General features: G+C 36.4%; 22 protein-coding genes and 1 pseudogene. 16 read left to right on the plus strand and 7 right to left on the minus strand.

What is annotated here, in order from left to right:
* Positions 1 to 57 precede the first annotated feature (57 nt).
* The 8 genes and pseudogenes from QF028_RS08475 to QF028_RS08510 all read left to right on the plus strand — a co-directional run bounded on the left by QF028_RS08475 (position 58) and on the right by QF028_RS08510 (position 5,430).
* A complete protein-coding gene (locus QF028_RS08475) occupies positions 58 to 1,524 on the plus strand; it encodes a nicotinate phosphoribosyltransferase (RefSeq protein ID WP_429464845.1) in 1,467 nt (488 codons plus the stop codon).
* A 184-nt stretch (positions 1,525 to 1,708) separates the two neighbouring features.
* On the plus strand, positions 1,709 to 1,840 hold the full coding sequence (locus tag QF028_RS08480) for a Spo0E family sporulation regulatory protein-aspartic acid phosphatase (protein ID WP_429472232.1): 132 nt from the start codon (positions 1,709 to 1,711) through the stop codon (positions 1,838 to 1,840).
* Between the two features lie 101 nt (positions 1,841 to 1,941).
* Entirely contained in the window at positions 1,942 to 2,484 is a 543-nt protein-coding gene (locus QF028_RS08485; RefSeq protein WP_429464846.1) for a cysteine hydrolase family protein, read from the plus strand.
* A gap of 27 nt (positions 2,485 to 2,511) precedes the next feature.
* A complete protein-coding gene (locus QF028_RS08490) occupies positions 2,512 to 2,730 on the plus strand; it encodes a DUF896 domain-containing protein (RefSeq protein WP_429464847.1) in 219 nt (72 codons plus the stop codon).
* Positions 2,731 to 2,757: 27 nt separating this feature from the next.
* Positions 2,758 to 3,639 (plus strand): Hsp33 family molecular chaperone HslO, encoded by an 882-nt coding sequence (gene hslO, locus QF028_RS08495; RefSeq protein WP_429464848.1) that lies wholly within the window; start codon positions 2,758 to 2,760, stop codon positions 3,637 to 3,639.
* 109 nt (positions 3,640 to 3,748) lie between these two features.
* The gene (gene mnmA / locus QF028_RS08500; protein ID WP_429464849.1) at positions 3,749 to 4,864 is read left to right on the plus strand and encodes a tRNA 2-thiouridine(34) synthase MnmA; all 1,116 of its coding nucleotides are present in this window, start codon (positions 3,749 to 3,751) and stop codon (positions 4,862 to 4,864) included.
* A 250-nt stretch (positions 4,865 to 5,114) separates the two neighbouring features.
* Positions 5,115 to 5,234: pseudogene (locus tag QF028_RS08505) on the plus strand (CsoR family transcriptional regulator); the annotation flags it as partial.
* Positions 5,235 to 5,250: 16 nt separating this feature from the next.
* The gene (locus QF028_RS08510; protein ID WP_429464850.1) at positions 5,251 to 5,430 is read left to right on the plus strand and encodes a cation transporter; all 180 of its coding nucleotides are present in this window, start codon (positions 5,251 to 5,253) and stop codon (positions 5,428 to 5,430) included.
* 331 nt (positions 5,431 to 5,761) lie between these two features.
* Here the strand turns inward: QF028_RS08510 and QF028_RS08515 are convergent, their stop codons facing one another.
* A complete protein-coding gene (locus tag QF028_RS08515) occupies positions 5,762 to 6,778 on the minus strand; it encodes a hypothetical protein (protein ID WP_429464851.1) in 1,017 nt (338 codons plus the stop codon).
* A 166-nt stretch (positions 6,779 to 6,944) separates the two neighbouring features.
* Here QF028_RS08515 and QF028_RS08520 point away from each other — a divergent pair, with 166 nt between their 5' ends.
* Positions 6,945 to 7,190, plus strand: coding sequence for a hypothetical protein (locus QF028_RS08520; protein ID WP_429464852.1), 246 nt, complete (start codon positions 6,945 to 6,947; stop codon positions 7,188 to 7,190).
* A gap of 18 nt (positions 7,191 to 7,208) precedes the next feature.
* Positions 7,209 to 7,334 carry a hypothetical protein gene (locus QF028_RS08525; RefSeq protein ID WP_429464853.1) on the plus strand — a complete coding sequence of 42 codons (126 nt, stop codon included), beginning with the start codon at positions 7,209 to 7,211 and terminating at the stop codon, positions 7,332 to 7,334.
* A 283-nt stretch (positions 7,335 to 7,617) separates the two neighbouring features.
* On the opposite strand, the gene QF028_RS08530 is transcribed toward QF028_RS08525, so the two are convergent.
* Entirely contained in the window at positions 7,618 to 7,806 is a 189-nt protein-coding gene (locus QF028_RS08530) for a YjcZ family sporulation protein (RefSeq protein ID WP_251033084.1), read from the minus strand.
* 358 nt (positions 7,807 to 8,164) lie between these two features.
* Here QF028_RS08530 and QF028_RS08535 point away from each other — a divergent pair, with 358 nt between their 5' ends.
* A complete protein-coding gene (locus tag QF028_RS08535; protein ID WP_429464854.1) occupies positions 8,165 to 8,632 on the plus strand; it encodes a DUF3291 domain-containing protein in 468 nt (155 codons plus the stop codon).
* A 148-nt stretch (positions 8,633 to 8,780) separates the two neighbouring features.
* Positions 8,781 to 8,996, plus strand: a complete 216-nt coding sequence (locus QF028_RS08540) for a DUF1540 domain-containing protein (RefSeq protein WP_429464855.1) — start codon at positions 8,781 to 8,783, stop codon at positions 8,994 to 8,996.
* 58 nt (positions 8,997 to 9,054) lie between these two features.
* On the opposite strand, the gene QF028_RS08545 is transcribed toward QF028_RS08540, so the two are convergent.
* On the minus strand, positions 9,055 to 9,819 hold the full coding sequence (locus QF028_RS08545; protein WP_429464856.1) for a DUF3891 family protein: 765 nt from the start codon (positions 9,817 to 9,819) through the stop codon (positions 9,055 to 9,057).
* A 385-nt stretch (positions 9,820 to 10,204) separates the two neighbouring features.
* Between QF028_RS08545 and QF028_RS08550 the strand changes: the two genes are divergently transcribed.
* From QF028_RS08550 to QF028_RS08560, 3 genes are all read left to right on the plus strand, one after another.
* Positions 10,205 to 11,572, plus strand: coding sequence for a sigma-54 interaction domain-containing protein (locus tag QF028_RS08550; protein WP_429464857.1), 1,368 nt, complete (start codon positions 10,205 to 10,207; stop codon positions 11,570 to 11,572).
* Between the two features lie 95 nt (positions 11,573 to 11,667).
* Entirely contained in the window at positions 11,668 to 12,660 is a 993-nt protein-coding gene (gene speB / locus QF028_RS08555; RefSeq protein ID WP_429464858.1) for an agmatinase, read from the plus strand.
* A gap of 39 nt (positions 12,661 to 12,699) precedes the next feature.
* On the plus strand, positions 12,700 to 14,082 hold the full coding sequence (locus tag QF028_RS08560; protein ID WP_429464859.1) for a purine-cytosine permease family protein: 1,383 nt from the start codon (positions 12,700 to 12,702) through the stop codon (positions 14,080 to 14,082).
* A gap of 170 nt (positions 14,083 to 14,252) precedes the next feature.
* Here the strand turns inward: QF028_RS08560 and QF028_RS08565 are convergent, their stop codons facing one another.
* The 4 genes from QF028_RS08565 to QF028_RS08580 form a co-directional block, all read right to left on the minus strand.
* Positions 14,253 to 14,630 (minus strand): DoxX family protein, encoded by a 378-nt coding sequence (locus QF028_RS08565; RefSeq protein ID WP_429472234.1) that lies wholly within the window; start codon positions 14,628 to 14,630, stop codon positions 14,253 to 14,255.
* A 101-nt stretch (positions 14,631 to 14,731) separates the two neighbouring features.
* Positions 14,732 to 16,186, minus strand: a complete 1,455-nt coding sequence (locus QF028_RS08570) for an amidohydrolase (RefSeq protein ID WP_429472236.1) — start codon at positions 16,184 to 16,186, stop codon at positions 14,732 to 14,734.
* Positions 16,187 to 16,488: 302 nt separating this feature from the next.
* Complete coding sequence (locus QF028_RS08575) at positions 16,489 to 16,875, minus strand: hypothetical protein (protein WP_429464860.1); 387 nt, start codon at positions 16,873 to 16,875, stop codon at positions 16,489 to 16,491.
* Between the two features lie 235 nt (positions 16,876 to 17,110).
* Complete coding sequence (locus tag QF028_RS08580) at positions 17,111 to 17,983, minus strand: SDR family oxidoreductase (protein ID WP_429464861.1); 873 nt, start codon at positions 17,981 to 17,983, stop codon at positions 17,111 to 17,113.
* A 363-nt stretch (positions 17,984 to 18,346) separates the two neighbouring features.
* Here QF028_RS08580 and QF028_RS08585 point away from each other — a divergent pair, with 363 nt between their 5' ends.
* Positions 18,347 to 18,640, plus strand: coding sequence for a hypothetical protein (locus tag QF028_RS08585; RefSeq protein WP_168244371.1), 294 nt, complete (start codon positions 18,347 to 18,349; stop codon positions 18,638 to 18,640).
* The last annotated feature ends 118 nt before the right edge of the window (positions 18,641 to 18,758 follow it).

Consider the following 18,758-nt stretch of genomic DNA (forward strand, 5'->3'; position numbering starts at 1 on the left):
AATCTATTTATCGTGAGCAAGTCCGGCCTTACTTTGTTAGTTTAGGAGGAAAGTAGTATGAACAAATATATGGATGATAGCTTTGCCTTACACACGGACTTGTACCAAATCAATATGGCGGAATCCTATTGGGAAGATAACATTCATACCAAAAAAGCTGTATTCGAATTGTATTTTCGGAAGTTGCCATTTGGAAACGGGTATGCGATCTTTGCTGGATTGGAACGAATCATTGAATATCTTCAAACATTTCATTTTTCTGAAAGTGATTTGGATTATTTAAAAGAGCTTGGCTATCAAGAAGACTATGTTGACTTTTTGCGCTCGGTACGTTTTACAGGAACTGTTCGTGCCATGAAAGAAGGGGAAGTTGTATTTGGGAATGAACCAATTCTTCGTATCGATGCACCGTTAATCGAAGCGCAACTCATCGAAACGGCCTTGTTAAATATCGTAAACTATCAAACACTCATCGCAACCAAAGCTTCTCGAATCAAACAAGCCGCAGGTGATCAAACCGTCTTAGAGTTTGGAACAAGACGCGCACATGAATTCGATGCCGCGTTATGGGGTACAAGAGCTGCTTATATCGGTGGGTTCTCTGGCACAAGTAATGTTCGAGCAGGAAAACGATTTGGTCTTCCTGTTTCAGGAACACATGCTCATTCCTTTGTTCAAGCGTATCGAGATGAATACATCGCTTTCCATAAATACGCAAAACGTCACAATGATTGTGTTTTCTTAGTTGATACCTATGACACGCTAAAATCAGGTGTTCCTACAGCAATCAAAGTTGCCAAAGAACTGGGCAATAACATAAATTTTGTAGGTATTCGGTTAGATAGTGGAGATTTGGCCTACCTTTCCAAAGAAGCAAGAAAATTATTAGATCAAGCAGGATTTGTTGATACCAAAATTTATGCTTCAAATGATCTCGATGAATATACCATTATGAGCTTAAACGCACAAGGAGCAAAAATCGATGCATGGGGAGTTGGAACCAAAGCCATAACCGCCTATGATCAACCGGCTTTAGGTGCTGTGTACAAACTGGTTTCCATTGAAGATGACAACGGGAAGATGACTGATACAATCAAAATTTCTGCGAGTCCTGAAAAAGTCACGACACCAGGATTAAAAAAGGTTTACCGCATTATCAACAACCATACGAAAAAGTCAGAAGGAGATTATATCGCCTTAGACAACGAACAACCAGAAAAACAAGCCAAACTTCACATGTTTCATCCTGTGCATACGTACATTGGAAATTTCGTCAGCAATTTTACGGCCAAAGACTTGCATGAAGATATTTTCGAACATGGGACACTTGTGTATGAATGTCCGGAGGTACAAGAGATTCAATCCTATGCCGGGCAACAACTAAACCTTTTATGGGAAGAGTACAAACGTTCATTAAATCCTGCGGAATACCCTGTGGTTTTAAGTCAGGCTTGTTGGGACAACAAAATGAAAAACATAGAGGAAGCAAAAAAACACAACCGATTATCTCTACAAAACAGCTGAAATTAGGATATTTCACTCTCATCTTTCGATTTGGTCGTTTGGGCGAGGGTGAACATTTCAACTTGAAAAAGGTTGATTAGTATGAAGATTAGCATTAATGGTTCTTCGTTTTTGTTTTTCGCCCACCCCCACGGAGAGTAGGAAAAAAGTCAATGACTAGGAGGTATACCTGTTCGTGAATGTAATGGATAAAATTCAAATTTTACGGGAGTTAATGTATGGATATAGAATGAGGTTTGGTTTTTCTGCACCAGAAACTGTAGCAGTATCTCAAACTTTAGATAAATTAATCAATCAATCAATCAATGAATATTAAAAAAAGGGCGAAATAATTTACAAATTGTCAAATGTATCTGAACAAATAAAGATATAGAAGGATTGAAATATTAAAATAATTAATTTTGGGGTTGGATTAAAATGTCAAAAGAAGCCTTATTAATTGTGGATATGAGTAATGATTTTGTAGCTGATTATGGAACCTTAACTGTTGGTAAGCCAGCACAAGAAATAGTGCCTTATATTAAGGATTTGGCAACAAGATTTTTAGCAGAGGGAAATGTAGTTGTAGTAACAATGGATGCACACCAACCAAATGACCCACACTTTGAATTATGGACACCACATAATATTGTAGGAACAGAAGGGCAACAATTGTATGGAGTATTATATGATTGGTTTCAAAAAAATAAAGATAATGAGAATGTAATTTATACACCCAAAACGAACTATAATGCATTCTTTAAAACAGATTTGGCTGAAAATTTAAGAAATTTCGGAGTAGATAAGGTTCATACTGTTGGGGTATGTACGGATATTTGTGACTTTTTAACAGTTGCAGGAGCAGACGCAGAAGGATTCAAAACGGCCATTCATAAACGAGGTGTAGCAACATTTACGGACCTTGGAGAAACAATGGTAAACCATATGAAACTTTGCTTCCATACTGAAATTATTGAATAAACGAAACCAATTAGGTCGGTGAAATACATGATTGATTTTTTACAACGAATTAATGAACTAGCGAAAAAGCAGCGTGAAGAAGGTTTAACCAATGCTGAAAAAGTTGAGCAACAGGTGCTACGAGAAGATTATTTACGTGCAATACGTGGACAAGTGCTCAATACTTTTTCAAAGATGAAGGTGCTGGATCCACTTGGAAATGATGTAACGCCCGAAAAAGTCCAAAATTTAAATACAAAAGAATAAAAGCATATATAAAGAATGGAGATTAAAGTGAAAGATTATTTAGTAAAAGCCATTTCTCACAATAAACAAGTGCGTGCATATGCCGCTATTACAACAGAAACAATCGAGGAAGCAAGACGCCGCCATGATATGTTAGCGGTCGCTTCTGTGGTTCTGGGACGTTCAATGACAGCAGGAGTCATTCTTGGTGCCATGCTAAAAGGTGAAGAAAAACTAACTATTAAAATGAATGGCGGCGGACCAATTGGAACCATCCTTGTTGATGCAAATGCCAAGGGTGAAGTGAGAGGGTATGTTTCAAATCCACATGCCTACTTAGTGGAGAATCAGCATGGTTTACTTGATATTAAGACAGCGGTCGGCACAAATGGAATCCTTTCCGTTACCAAAGACATTGGCTTGTATCACCCGTTCATTGGCCAAGTTCCCATTGCGTCGGGTGAAATCGGTGAGGATTTTGCCTCTTATTTACTGCATTCAGAACAAGTCACTTCCTCTGTTGGCGTAGGTGTCCTTGTGAACCCGGACTTTACCATTCAAGCAGCTGGAGGTTTTATTATTCAGCTGATGCCAAATACAGGAGAAGAAACCATTCATTTCATTAAAAAACGTTTACAAACGATGCCTTCCATTTCTTCGATGATTGGGCAAGGTAAAACACCAGAACAAATACTTCAACAAATACTTGGTGAAGAAAATGTCAACATTCTTGAAACAATGCCAGTTGAATTTCAATGTGAATGCTCTAGAGATAGAATCTCGAACGGTATATTAATTCTAGGAAACGAAGAAATTCAAGATATGATAGATAAGGATGGACAGGCTGAAGCACAATGTCATTTTTGTAAGGAAAACTACTATTATAGTAAAGAGGATTTAGAAACGTTATTAAAAGTTGGCTTTTCATAGAGTAAAAAGGAAGTGTAAAGTGCATTATAATCTTTTCCTTCCTCCTTCCCCTAACAGTAGGGATTACTATTTATGATAGAAATTATTATAGAAAGACAGGAGAAAACAAATGGAGAAAGCACCAAAAGACACACGTGTAGTTGTAGGAATGTCAGGCGGGGTCGATTCTTCCGTTGCTGCACTGCTCTTAAAAGAGCAAGGCTATGACGTAATTGGAATATTCATGAAGAACTGGGACGATACGGATGAATTTGGTGTTTGTACGGCTACAGAAGACTACGAGGACGTTATCCGAGTCTGCAATCAACTGAATATTCCCTATTATTCCGTGAATTTTGAAAAGCAGTATTGGGACAAGGTATTCACCTACTTCTTAGAGGAATATAAATCAGGAAGAACGCCGAATCCTGATGTAATATGCAATAAGGAAATCAAATTCAAGGCATTTTTAGATTATGCCATGAGCCTTGGAGCCGATTATGTGGCTACAGGACATTATGCACGAGTGGTCAGAGAAAACGGAAAAGTTCACATGTTAAGAGGGAAAGATGAAAATAAGGATCAAACTTATTTTCTAAATCAATTAACGCAGGAGCAGTTAAGTAAGGTGTTATTCCCGATAGGCGAAATGGAAAAACCAAAAGTAAGAAAAATAGCTGCCGAAGCTAATTTGGCGACAGCATCCAAAAAAGACAGCACAGGAATCTGCTTCATTGGTGAACGAAATTTTAAGGAGTTCTTAAGTGGTTATTTGCCTGCACAAAAGGGGAATATGGAAACATTCGACGGCAAAGTTGTCGGACATCATGATGGATTAATGTACTATACAATTGGACAGAGGCATGGATTGGGGATTGGAGGCAATGGTGATCCTTGGTTTGTAATAGGAAAGGATATTGAAAGGAATGTACTATATGTTGGACAGGGTTTCCACCATGAAATGCTATATTCAGACAGCATCATTGCCGATGATGTAAGCTGGATTTCAAAGGGCGCTATACCTGATACATTTGTATGTACTGCAAAATTCCGCTATCGCCAACAGGACAATAAAGTAACGGTAGAACGGTTGGATGATTCCAATGTTAAAGTCACTTTCCACGAACCCATTCGTGCCATAACGCCTGGACAAGCAGTCGTCTTCTATCAAGGAGAAGAATGCCTCGGTGGAGGAATTATTAACCAAGTGTATCGTGACGACAAGAAATTAACTTATGTTGGGTAATGAAGAAGGGAAACTAAATACTGTCTCCTGTTAGGAGTGTCCCCCTTTTTTAAGTTGGAAGATAATAATATAATCCGCTATAAATGATGAAATATTAGTAGATTTGTTTAAAGCATTATCAAATGATACTAGATTGACAAACAACTCTGTAAGGTGCAAATTAAAGATGGTTTTAGTAAAACAAAAATTTAAAAATATAAAAGTAAACGTAAAATTAAGTGAACCTGGGCCATCACTAAAAAAGGGAAGAGTGGCAAAAATTCTTCTAGATGGACATTTAAAAACTTGTGTATTGGAACGAATAAACGAGGGTGATACAGAAGTTTTAGATGAAGTTCTTTTAGCAATAGAAAAATTAATGAAAAAATAAAGGTAAGTGATTATCAATGGAAAAGATTACTTTAAAGGTTAATAGAATGTCTTGTGGTCGTTGCCTAAACCCTATTGAAGGAAGCGTCGGAGAGTTACAAGGTATTAAATTGGTAAAAGTTCATTTGGAAACAGGAAATGTTGATGTAGAATTTGATCCTGCTGAAGTTACCTTAAGCAGTAAAAGAAACAATTGATGACCAGGGCTATGATGTTGAATAGGGTGTTAAAGAAAACGTGCGCTTAAAAGCACGTTTTCTTTAACAATAAATTATACCCCCTACCTGTATGAAAGAGGTGAAAGGATATTTTATTATTACCGATACGGCAAACCCTACGAGATTCACCATGTAACCTGCAGTTTTGTGAGTTCTAATAATTTTAAAATAAAAGTAATCGATAAAAACAACAAAAATGGAGAGTACTATTGGTTTGAACAATGGAAATCGTCTTCAGCTAAAAATGAAACGCCATGTAAAGCTTTATTGGCAGCCAAAAATAAATATTAAAAATTAAAAAGCTCCCCAATTAAAATGGAGAGCTTACTTCGTTTTCTTTACCAATTTGTCTGGATGAATGTTTATTAGCTTTTATGAGATCACTAAAACAAAGCATTAGTTCAAACATTAGAAGAATTATGACTCCCCATACGCCTTCGTTTAAGATCGTGTCAATCACAAAAGATCCAATAAATAAATGGGTATGGATAAGGGATGTTAAAGTATAAAACATTGCAAAAGTAAAAACTCTACTCCACTGCGTAACATCATAAATAAAGATAGCTTTTTTAAAGCCATAGTGTTTAATCCGTTTAAAAAGCCTGTAGATTTCAATAGACTCAACCGTAATGAAGATAATAAGGGCTGCTCTCCATATCAATCTTATGGTATCAATACTAATGATGCCTGTGACTAAACAGGCAATCCCGGAAATAGATAAAGCCCCATGTAAAATGCAGTTCGTATTGTTCCAATCCATTTCAATTGACCAAGAATTTTTTATGTATCTATATAAAATAAAGAAAACACAAACAAGATAAAAACAAAACCCTATGATTAGTAAGGATAGGTTAAAGATGTCCGGAAATTCTTTGAAAACAGTGTTAAGTAAAAGGACTATCGATTGTGTGCTAACAGTAGTAAGAAGAAGAATTCCATGGACATTCCGATATGATTTTGTCCGAGAAATTTCTAAAAAAGTTTTTACACTTATCCCAATATAAATAATCCACAGGACAATATTAATAATAGCAATAATGACCGAAATAAATCCCCATTGGAAAAATTGTTTATAAAATAAAATGCCATTAATAGATGTACCAGCAATCCATGTACCAATCCCAAAACGATTGATTAGATTGGAATAATGGATGTCTTTAAATTTTCCATCTAGACTAGCAATTATAAAAGAAAGAATAAAGGCAAACCAAAGGGATAGGTTAATAATGCTTAGAATTTTTCCAAAAATGTGTTGGAAAAACTGGATTCCAAAATAGTTTAATAGAACACCTTGCGTCACAATCCCAAATGCCATAACCATGGCCATGGTTGAAGTTCTAATATAAAGTTTTTTAAAAGTGAAAAATAAAATAATACAAACCATAATGAAAATCAATATCAATAAATAAATCAAATTTAAGTATTTAACAAGTATACCATCAATATATCCGGAGGTCTGCACATTTGTTCAGAATTGATTTTGAATCGATAGGTTGGAGAAAGCAGAAAAAAACCACAAAACATTAGATAATCAAGGAGTAATCTCTTTTTCTGCAAATAAAAAATGGCTTTCGATGCCTGTAGAAATTCGTAGAAAATTAGAACAAAATGTTTGGTGCGGTTCTTGTAGTGATGTTGTTAAGATTGAAAGCTATACAGTCAAAGAATTTTCTAATGTAATTGTATTGGAAGGGATATGTCATAAGTGTGGTAATGAGGTGGCAAGAGTTATTGACTAGAAGGAGAAATGATCAATAATGCAAATCACATTTGAAAATATTTTTACGCTTGATAATGACGGACTTGAAAATAATCAATACAAACATATCCATTATCCAGAACCGTTAACTAGGTTGCAGAAATTTGGTTATGAATTTATGTAATTTAGGAGATCGCTCAGTTAAATTGACTGAGCGATTTTTTTATAATGCAAAACTAGACTTACTTTACTTCAGTTTGTATAAAAGGAACTAAAATACTCGATGGTAGTAGACGAATATTACATCTTCCCAAAATTTCGTTCGCTGCTTCAATGCCCCGCCGAATTCACATGGTCTTTGCTGACAAGAATGGGACATGGGATCGTACCATGTCCCTGGCTTTTGTCATCTAACTCGACAAGATCTTTATATTTTTTTGAAGAGCTTGCTATTAGGTCTGCCCTAATTAAAAGCAGAAAGCAATTGCACCGATAATGATTAATAAAATAAACAACACGATGATAATGATAAAACTTCCCCACCCACGAACATTAGCACAATGTCCTTGAAAAGGAGTCGCATAGCCGTAAGACATTGGAGCCTGGGGAATAGCATTAGAGTAATCACTAAGATAAGGGATTGCGTTATTATACATTGAAACACTACCTTTCGATTGTATGGAGGGTAATTAGGCTAACACCCTTTATAATATACTTAGAGATGAAATTGGAGCCCGTATATATAAAATTTTAGAGGGAGAGCCAGTCATTGTCCGAGTTTCGTAGATTTTTGTAGAAATAATAAGTGCAGCCACCCTTCAATGAGTGTATGGAGACTACACTTTTCTTGAAAATTTTACAAAGGTAATTAATTGTGCCTAGTTATTTATGAATTTGAGTCCTATCTATAAAAAGAAAGTTTTTTCATAAAAATGATGATCAGTTTGTTCAATAGGAATTAGTCCAGAGTTTCTTGAATATATGTAGGTAAAAAGTGTAAATGGAGAGATAATTATGGCTTTTGTTGCAATCTATACTGTCGGTAGACTAAAACATCCGTATGAGCATCATGCCTCTCGTGAGTTTTTTGAGGTGGGATACGAAGTGATTCGCCAGGCTGCTAAATCAGGGCATCTTATAGAGGAGTTTTCACCTAATGGAGTGCCATTCCCTGAGGAAGTTATCCAAGGGGAGGGTGTTCCTATTCTTACACTAACGGTATGGAAAAGCCTTCAATCTTTATATCGTTTTACGTATTCAGGTCAACACAAGCAAGCCATACGAGACAGGAACAAGTGGATTGAAACTCATCAAGAGAAACAACCTACATATGTGGTGTGGTGGGTGGAAAAGGTGAAGGATGTATCCTGGGAGGAGGCATTCAAGAGATACAACTATTATATTCAGCAAGGACCCACTCCTTTTGCGTTTGACTATAAGCACGCATTTGATGAAGTAGGAGAGACGTTCTTGGTTAAATAGAATGTACTGATTATAAAAACAGATCACCTTCAAATGGGTGTTAATTATTTACTAGTATCTGTTTTTTAATCTTTTGTATCCAGTGTATGAAAAAATTGTTTTTACAAAAAATAATAAAGCAACAGGTCATTAACTAGGAGGTAAGACAATGCCTAAAGTTGAAGTATCTTGTGCGATTGCCAACTGTTCGTTTTATGGACAAGGAAATGTTTGTACAGCGGAAAAAATTATGGTTGAACTAGATAACCATGCAAGGTATGATACAGAAATGTCTGCCGAATTAGGTGAAAAGAATCATATCGATACGGCAGGTCATTCAGCCGAAACCTGTTGTAAAACCTTTAAACCTAAACGCAGATCTTAGATAAACGATTTACCTGTGGATTGCATTTTTTCGGAAAATGCTATCCACAGGTTTTCACCTAATTAAACGCTATCTTCCTTATAGTAACAGGGGTATCCTTGTATGCCTGTAAGATGCCATGTTCCTCTATTTGGTCTTTTCTTACATCCCTATAAGGCAGTTTTACTTCTAATTCACCTTTCAGAGGGGAGAAGGAGAGCGAAACCGTTTCTTGGATTTTCCAATGAGCATCGATGGGATTGTCCGTAACAAAAGGAAATAACTGTGGAAATCCATTTCGAAAAAAGGGATGTATCCTTTTATTATCTCCAGGTTCATTTAAACAAATAAACAGGGAAAGATAATCACAAAATTTTAACAGATCTAAGTGGTACATTAAAGTTTCATTCTTATTCTCGTTTCCCACTATTTGCAATCCCTTTAAAAGTTGCTCCTGTCTTTGCTTTTCTTCATTCCAAAATTCCCTGACTGCGGGCTCAGTAGCATCCTGGATGAATGATGAATAGTGTAAACTGCATAAAAGTCCAGCATACTTGCTCATTTTTTCAACTTCATTCAATCCCTTTTTATAAAAAGAAATTTTAAGCACTATCGGGTAGTCGATAAAAGAGTACGGCATCTCCGTTTTATCATTCCATACAGGAGACGTATCCAGTTCTATCCAGCCTCTGTCATGTTCTTGGATCGCCAGTTGCACTTCTTGGGTTCGTGTATGATCAAAAAAATAATCATCTTTACAGTTTCGGGCGATTTCCCCTGCAATTTTGGCGTGATCATTCTGAGTTACCATAAAATAGCTTTGTTCTCTTTCCATTATAATCATTTTCGTTAATCCTTTCTTTGCAAAACTACACCAGTTTGTATTTCTCTTGTTTTTATATTTACCACTTATCCAGCAAAATATCTGAATGTAAAATATAAATCCCCCTTTGTATATCTTTATGCAGAGGGACAGACCATTACAAAAAAACTAACATACAGAAAAAACTGATAACAACTCCACAGGGAAGGTTTTCACGGTAATTCGAAAGAACCGTCCCCCCATTCACCGTCCACTAACCCCATTTTTTCAACCTCAGTTATTCCTGCTAATTAAAAATTCTAATCATTTTGGAAATTGCCTTAAATGAAATAAAAAAAATTTAAAATAGTTTGAATTATTAGTCATTTTTGATTATGATTAAATCAAAAATGACTAGGTGATGAAAATGAATAAAAGCTGGGATGATTCGATACTTTTAAACCATATTTTAGAACATTCTTTTGATGAAATCTTTATTGCGGATGCAACGGGAATGGTTTTATATGCAAGTCAATCTACTGAAACAGTCTTTGGTATTCCGTGTGAGCAAATCGTTAATCATAATATTTTCGAACTTGAAAAACAAGGACTTTTTTCTCCCTCTGTCATTGCAAGCGTGTTAAGAACTAACAAGGAAGTAACGCTAATTCAAGAAACAAATCATAATAGAGAACTAATCATTTCCGGATATCCGGTTTATGATCAATCAGGAATATTAATAGGCGCTACGAGTTTTTCAAGAGATATAACCGAATTTGAGTCTTTAAGAAAAGAAAATGAGCAAGTAGCAAAGGCATTACTAAAATTTCAAGAAGAAAATGAAAAATTACGAAAACAGGCGACTCAACAATTCTTTATAAGTAATGGAAAAATGGAAAAAGTATTTGAAGTTGTGTCAAAGGTAGCAGATATAAACGTTACTGTATTACTCGAGGGTGAGTCGGGGGTTGGTAAAAACCATATTGCTTATAAAATTCATCAAATGTCATCAAGAAAGGCTGAACCCTTCATTGATGTAAACTGTGGTGCAATACCTGAATCTTTATTTGAATCAGAGCTTTTCGGTTACGAGGAGGGAGCTTTTACCGGGTCTAAAAAAGGGGGTAAGAAGGGGTACTTTGAAATAGCAGGAAAGGGAACTCTTTTTCTAGATGAAATTGGTGAACTGCCATTGAATCTTCAGGTAAAATTATTGTCGGTTTTGCAAAACCAAACCCTAATGAGAATTGGAGGAACAAAAAAAATTGAGGTAAATTGCAGAATTATTTGTGCTACAAATCAAAACTTAGAAAAGATGATTATGGAAAGGAAATTTAGAGAAGATCTTTATTACCGAATCAATGTCGTAAAAGTAGAGATTCCACCGCTAAGGGAACGAAAGGAAGAAATCATTCCATTAATTTACGAGATTACTGAACAATTGAATCGTAAATATCAATTGAATACATATTTTACCCCAACAATGGCTGCTTGGCTAAGCCAGCAAAATTGGCCGGGAAATGTCAGGGAATTACGAAACTATATTGAAAAGAAAATGATCACATCTAGTGGGAACGAAATAGACCTTGATTTGGGAGAAGAGGAAACAAAAAAGGATTCCTTCACCCCGTCAACGAAAGAAATTCCCTTAAACGATTATTTAGAAACACTTGAAAAGGAGTATATTGTGCGAATGTATCATAAATATCCTAGTAGCATTAAACTTGCAGAAATATTGGGAATCAGCCAATCTACTGCCAATCGGAAAATACTAAAATATGTTGAGCAAAGGTAGTCGTTTTTGACTACAACGTTCTCTTAAACGCTGTCTTTATTAGTTGGCATGAAAATTGCAATCTTTAAGAATAGAAACTTAAAGGAGGCTATTTTATGTCAAATCAAGATGAAAAGCAATTTTTGAATTTACCTTTTACTGGTATCTGCACTTTTGGAAAATATCCTGTTTGTTCAGATATTAATCAACTAGATGCGGATGTTGCCGTTATTGGAGTTCCAAATGATATGGGTACTCAATGGAAATCTGGAGCAAGAATGGGTCCAAGGGGGATTCGTGAAGGATCTACACTTTACAGTTTTGGATTAAATGGTGCTTACGATATTGAAAAAGATATTACGTATTTGGGGCCAAGATGGAAAGTAGTAGATTGCGGCGATGTGGACATGGTTCATGGAGATATGATGCAATGCCATGAAAACACAGAAGAAGCCATTAGAAAGATTGTTTCAAAAGGAGCGATGCCGGTTGTATTAGGCGGAGATCACTCCATTACCATTCCAGTTGGTAAAGGTTTAGAAGAGTTAGGGCCTTTTCATGTTATTCAAATCGATGCACATTTGGATTGGGCGGATCATCGTTCCGGGCAAAGGTATGGGCATGGAAGCTGTATCCGTCGTTTATCTGAAATGGACCATGTTCAGAAAATTTTCCAATTTGGAATTCGAGGAATTTCTAGCAGTTTGAAGGAAGATGTGGATGCAGCACGAGAATATGGAAGTGTTATTTTATCACCACGCCAAATTAGGAAAATGGGAATTGAAAGTGTTTTAGAACTACTTCCAGAAGGAGAAAAATACTATATTACCCTAGATATTGATGGTTTGGATCCTTCAGTAGCACCCGGAACAGGTACCCCTTCACCAGGAGGATTTATTTACGATGAAGTAAATGAATTGCTTGAAGGAATAGCTAAAAGAGGAAAAGTGATTGGCTTTGATTTGGTCGAAGTAGCACCGCCATATGACCCAGCTGGAATGACCGGTCAAGTAGGTGCACGGCTTGCATTGGATTTACTCAGCTTTGTTTTAAAGGAAAAAGAAAACATAGATGAACGCAAGTTGAATAAGGAAGAAGTTCACTCCTAAGATAAGTCACCAAAATAATATTTTTCAGGGGGCAGATCTATGAAAATTGAGACAAGAAGTATTGAGTATATTCCGGCCAATGAACGTCATGGAAAACCAAGAGGATTGTTTGCAGTTTGGTTTGCTGCAAATATGCATATTACCACACTTGTGACAGGAGCATTATGTGTCACTTTTGGCTTAAATCTTTTTTGGAGTGTTGTAGCTATTATTGTTGGTAATTTAATAGGGGCCATTTTTATGGCTTCACATTCTGCTCAAGGACCTAAACTCGGTATCCCCCAAATGATTCAAAGCCGTGCACAATTTGGTGTTATTGGAGCCGTGATTCCCTTAATTCTAGTTATTTTCATGTACTTGGGTTTTTTTGCAAGCAGTGGTTTGTTAGGTGCACAAGTATTGAGCAGTGCCTTAGACCTTAATTTAACTTTGAGTATCATTGTTCTTAATATCATCACTTTTATCGTGACAATGATTGGCCATGATCTTATTCATAAGATGCAAAAGTATTTGACTTGGGTGTTCTTTCTTGTTTTCATAGCTGCTACGTTTATTGTCTTCCAATTACCCGTTCCGTCTGGAAGCTGGTCTCCAGCTGAGTTCAATCTACCAATCTTTATGTTAAGTGTTAGTGTGGTAGCAACCTGGCAGATCTCATTTGCACCCAATGTCGCTGACTACTCAAGGTATTTACCAATTGAAACCAATTACTCAAAAACGTTTTGGTATACGTATGCAGGGACTGTTTTGGGCACTGTTTGGATGATGGTTTTAGGAGTCTTACTGACTACGGCCATTCCGAATTTCCTAAGTAACTCTGGCACGAATCTCGCTAATCAGTTTGGAAGTTTTTCGTTTCTTTTAATTGCTGTGATCATCCTAGGTCAGTTCTCCATCAATGTTTTTAATTTATATGGCGCCTTTATGTCAACCATATCTACAGTTGAGCCTTTTTCAAAAATAAAAGTAACCCCAAAAGTAAGGATGTTCTTTATCTTTGGAATAGGAACAGTTGGAACTTTACTGGCTATTTGGGGTCAGGGAAATTTCTTGTCCAATTTTATCAACTTTATCTTATTTATTAGTTACTTTTTAATTCCATGGACAGCTATTAACCTGATTGATTTTTATGTCCTGCGTCACGGGGAGTATAGTATTAAAGATATTTTTGATTTAAATGGAAAGTATGGAAAAGTAAACAAAATTACTGCTCTATCGTTCCTCGTTTCAATTATCGCCGAAGTTCCATTTATGAACACATCGTTCTTTGTAGGACCTGGTGCGAAAGCAATGGGGGGAGCCGATATAGCCTGGATATTAGGATTGGTGGTTCCATCAGTACTCTATTATGTAATGATGAAAAGAAAATTGAAGGAACCGTCCCAGGTACCAATCCCGTATGACGAGAGTAAAACTTCTTAAAATTAGTTAAGTAATGAAGTAGAAAATGGAATTATTTATAAAGGGGTAGGGAACGGGAATATGTGATTCCTTTTCTATCCTTTTTTTGTTCACTAGACTTCAGAAGTACCGATTAGCTAAAATAAATCCTTACAAACGTTTGGAACTGTACCCCAAAAAACAGGGAAATCTTATGTGGCCTTGTATAGATAAACTAGCAAAACTAACAGTACAATGTCTAAACGAGCACCAAAAGCGAATGGAAGGAAGCCAGTGTGCAGTAAGGGAACCTTTGTTAATAGAATGGCTGCGATCATAATACCAATTAAAGGTACCACTGCATTTTTAACAGCTTTATTAACCAATAGTAGAATTCCGCAAACCATTTCTATTAAAATGACAAGCTTTAACATCATGTGGGGATAGGGAAGTCCTAATCCAAGAAAATGATTCGCTACTTCGGTACCCATTAATTTCATAAGTGCTGAGGTAATAAAAACATAAGCAACAGTAATTCTAATAGGTTTATTTGGATATAAAATAAAAATCCCCCCTTTGTATATCTTTATGCAAGAAGAGGGACAGACCATTACAAAAAACCAACATACAGTAAAATTGATTAAAAGCTTGAGGATAATCCCTCAAGCTTCGCTTTTTTGTGTTGAATACATCATTCACTCGTTGGTTTTTGTTGATGATAGGGAAGAGTTTTCTCTACTTCTGCTACTTGTTTATAGATTCCTTCCATATCCTTCAGATCTTTCTTGTAATCATAGGTTTTAAGCTTTTTGTTTTCTACAATCAATTTCCCATTAACGATCACATCGATTACATTTTGCGGTCCTGCTGCATACGCTAACGTTGCATATGGATCAAAGGTTGGAAAGGTATTAGGCGCATGAGTGTCTACAATAATAATATCTGCATATTTCCCAACTTCTAGTGAGCCGATTTTTTTATCCAGCCCTAGAGCTTTTGCTCCACCAATTGTGGCAAGTTCGACAACCTTACTTGGCGGCATTACGCTTTGATCTTTGTTGACCAATTTGTGAATTCTTGCCGCATATCCGGCTGTTCCGAATACATCCATGGTGTTCGAGCTCATTGGCCCATCTGTACCCAATCCCATTTTAATCCCTGCTTTATCAATCTTAATAGCTGGTGCCACACCGGTTGCCCCTTTTGTATTCGCTATTGGATTATGGGCAATTGTGGCTCCTCTTTGTTTAATGATGTTAATGTCCTCATCATCAATATGGATGGCATGTGCAAGCATTGTATTTTCATCTAATATTCCTAAAGAATCCAAGTATTTTATGACGGAAGGATACTTCTGACCAAACTTGGTTTCTACTCTTTGTGCTTCATCAGCAAACTCTGCCGCATGAATCGCAAATGGTACCTGATATTTTTTAGCTAAATCTTTCGATGCCTTAATCATCTCAGGGCTAACTGTGTAGGGAGCATGGGCCACCACAGATGGCGTAATTAGTTCATGATTCTTATATTGTTTAATAAAGTCCTCTGCATATTTTAGTCCGCCATATGGTTCAGGAGCATCGACTGTTGGAAAGCTAATAACCGTTTCTCCAAGAACTCCTCTAATGCCAATCTTTTCTGTCGCTTTTGCTACTTCATCTTCGTGGTAATACATATCTGCATATGTCGTAACTCTGCCCATTGCCATTTCTATGACGCCATGAATGGATGCTTTATAAATAAGGTCCCTTGAAAGTAATTTTCCTTCTAGTGGAAAAAACACATCAAATAACCGATTGCCTACTCCTTCTTCACCAATACTTCTAAACGCAACCATTGGAACATGATTATGAGTATTTATCATTCCCGGCATCACAATATTACCATTGGCATTAATGACTTTAGAGGCTTTATATTGTTTTTCCAAATTTTCATCGCCAATTGCAATGATTTTCTTATCCTTTATTACAACTGTCCCTTTGACAAAGGCATCCTTTTTCGCATTCATCGTTAAGATGTGCCCATTCTTAATCACAAGATCTGCCTTTTGATTATTCCATGGGATTCTTGCTGCTTCCACACTCATCGCTTTCGTATTAGGATAAAAGGCTCCTATTAAAATAGATGCTGTAACCAAAACGACCATCGACAATTTATAAAGTATTCTGAGTCTCTTTATTTCCTCCTATAAATGTACCTTAATAACCTTCAGATTATAATAAATTACCCATCACCATCCAAAATATTTATCCGTGGATACGATTTAGAAAAATATAATGATTCTTTTATTTTATTATAGGCTCTGTTAAAGGTAATTGTTGTTATTGTAACCCTGTTGATTGGAGCGGAAATCAACAATCTAGTTTAAAACAGCCTAATTATAAAAAACAAAAGGACTATTCGCGTAAATAGCCCTCTTGTGTAATCTATTCATTCTTTTTAAAAATCTTAACCTCGCAATCTGTCAATGACCGTACATTCCCTTGCACCTCTGCGGATTAATCGACGTGCAGCTGCTAATGGGATTTCGACAAGAACTGCTTCGTCCGTGTCGTTTTCTACATCAAACACTGCAAATGCCTCTCCATCTACAATCAAGATACAAATAAATTCTACTTCTACATCATCAGATCTTGGAATGCGAGTTGTAATTTCACATCGATGGACTCCTGCATCCAACAATGTCCTAGCCTCTTGTCGTGATATACGAATAAACACGAATTCCTCGAATGCAACATTACCTGCTTCCACTTCGATTTCTACTAAAAGAAAAAAGCGATTTCTGATTTGTACAATACAATTTGCTCCTATTGAAATAACGTCCTCTATACTCATAAAATTTCACCTCCCTTTCTACATTAAATGTAGGAGTAAATTGGGAGGTGTGGACAACTTGTATTAATAATTTAAATTATTTGTCTCTCTTTATGTCTTACGGATGGTAACCACTGTTTATATGGAAAGAACCGTCCTAAACTTTTAAAATATATGCTTGGAAATGGGCTATCTTTATGTTTCAGTCCTAATTCTGGGAGGGGATGAATTGCGAATACCTTTTTAATGTATCTACCTACCCATTAATGACTTTTCCACCATTTATATGCAGAATTTGTCCAGAAACATAGGAGAAATCTGAATTTGATGCAAGGTAGACATACGAAGGAGCAACCTCTTCCGGTTGTCCAGGGCGTTTCATCGGTGTATCCTGTCCAAATTTACTTACTTCTTCCGCGGTAAAAGTAGTAGGGATAAGTGGTGTCCAAATAGGTACTGGCGCGACTCCATTTACCCTGATTCCTTTTTCGGCCAGCTGATGGGCAAGAGACCGTGTAAAGGTTGTAATGGCACCTTTTGTAGAAGAATAGTCAAGCAGCTTTCTATGTTCTTGATAGGCAGTAATAGACGTTGTATTAATAATCGCACTTCCTTGCTTAAGGTGAGACAACGCGGATCTTGTTAAATGGAACATAGAAAAAATATTTGTCCGGAATGTCTTTTCCAGCTGCTCTGTCCCTATATCCAAAATGCTTTTTTGAGGAGGCTGTTCAGCTGCATTATTTACAAGGATATCAAGTCCGCCCAGCTCATCTACGGTTTGCTGTACAGCTTTTTTACAGAAGGATTCATCACCGATGTCTCCAGCAATTAATAGGCATCTTCCACCTTCCTCCTCAACCAGCTGTTTGGTTACTTCGGCATCATTGCTTTCGTTTAAATAAATAATCGCAACATTTGCCCCCTCCTTTGCGAAAGCTATTGATACAGAACGTCCTATTCCACTGTCTCCACCGGTAATTATGGCATTCTTTCCTTGGAGCTTGTTACTTCCTTTGTACTTCGGATTTTCCGTATCTGGAAGTGGCTTCATATCTTCTCTATTCCAGGTTGGTTGCTGGTGTTGTTCTTGTGCGGGTAATTTGCTTGGGTACTGTTCATTGTTCATTTGATATTACCTCCTATAAATTTGGGATGACTATACAGTACCCATTAACAAAGTGAATAAACCATAACAATCTTAATCTCACAATGATTTTCATGACCTATTTGCTAGATTCAAAAAGAAAGATGGAGAAAGCGGGTGTTAATTGGCTTAGAGTATGGTTTTTACCAACTATCATTATGAACAGCTGTACTAAAAGGAAATGTAGCAGGACTGTAGATTAACATTTATGCAGCTACAGGTTAGGAATCCAAAAACCCTTTTTTTATTTAACTCTTTATTTCTGAAAATTTTGTTAATTTAACTCTTTGTCGTCTTCACCTTACATTATTACTAGCATAGTATAATGTAAGGTGGTGATGATAAATGGGCTTTACACTTTCAGACTGGATGCTCTACACAATGTGGGCTGTATATGGACTAATGATTCTTAATTTTCTTATTGCATTCTTCCAATCTTTTTGGGCAGGCAAGTTCGATCCCACATTTGTTTTAGATTATTTAAAGGATATTGTATATATTGTTTTGCCGTTGAACATTCTAATATCCATGTTTTCAATAGATCCAACAGGGTGGATTCTGATAACATTCTATTTCATAAGCGGTATAGCAGTTGTACTCAAATATTTATTGGACATTAAAAATAAATTAATTAAATAAGCAAGGTGAAGCCTTCCTACATGGAGGGCTTTTTCATTGTTTATAAGTAATATTTTGTTCATAGGAATAGATATATCTATCTATGCCTTTGAAGGGAAGAGGTGCCTAGATTTAAAGA

It is taken from the genome of Neobacillus sp. B4I6 (assembly GCF_050434045.1).
Taxonomy (GTDB): domain Bacteria; phylum Bacillota; class Bacilli; order Bacillales; family Cytobacillaceae; genus Neobacillus.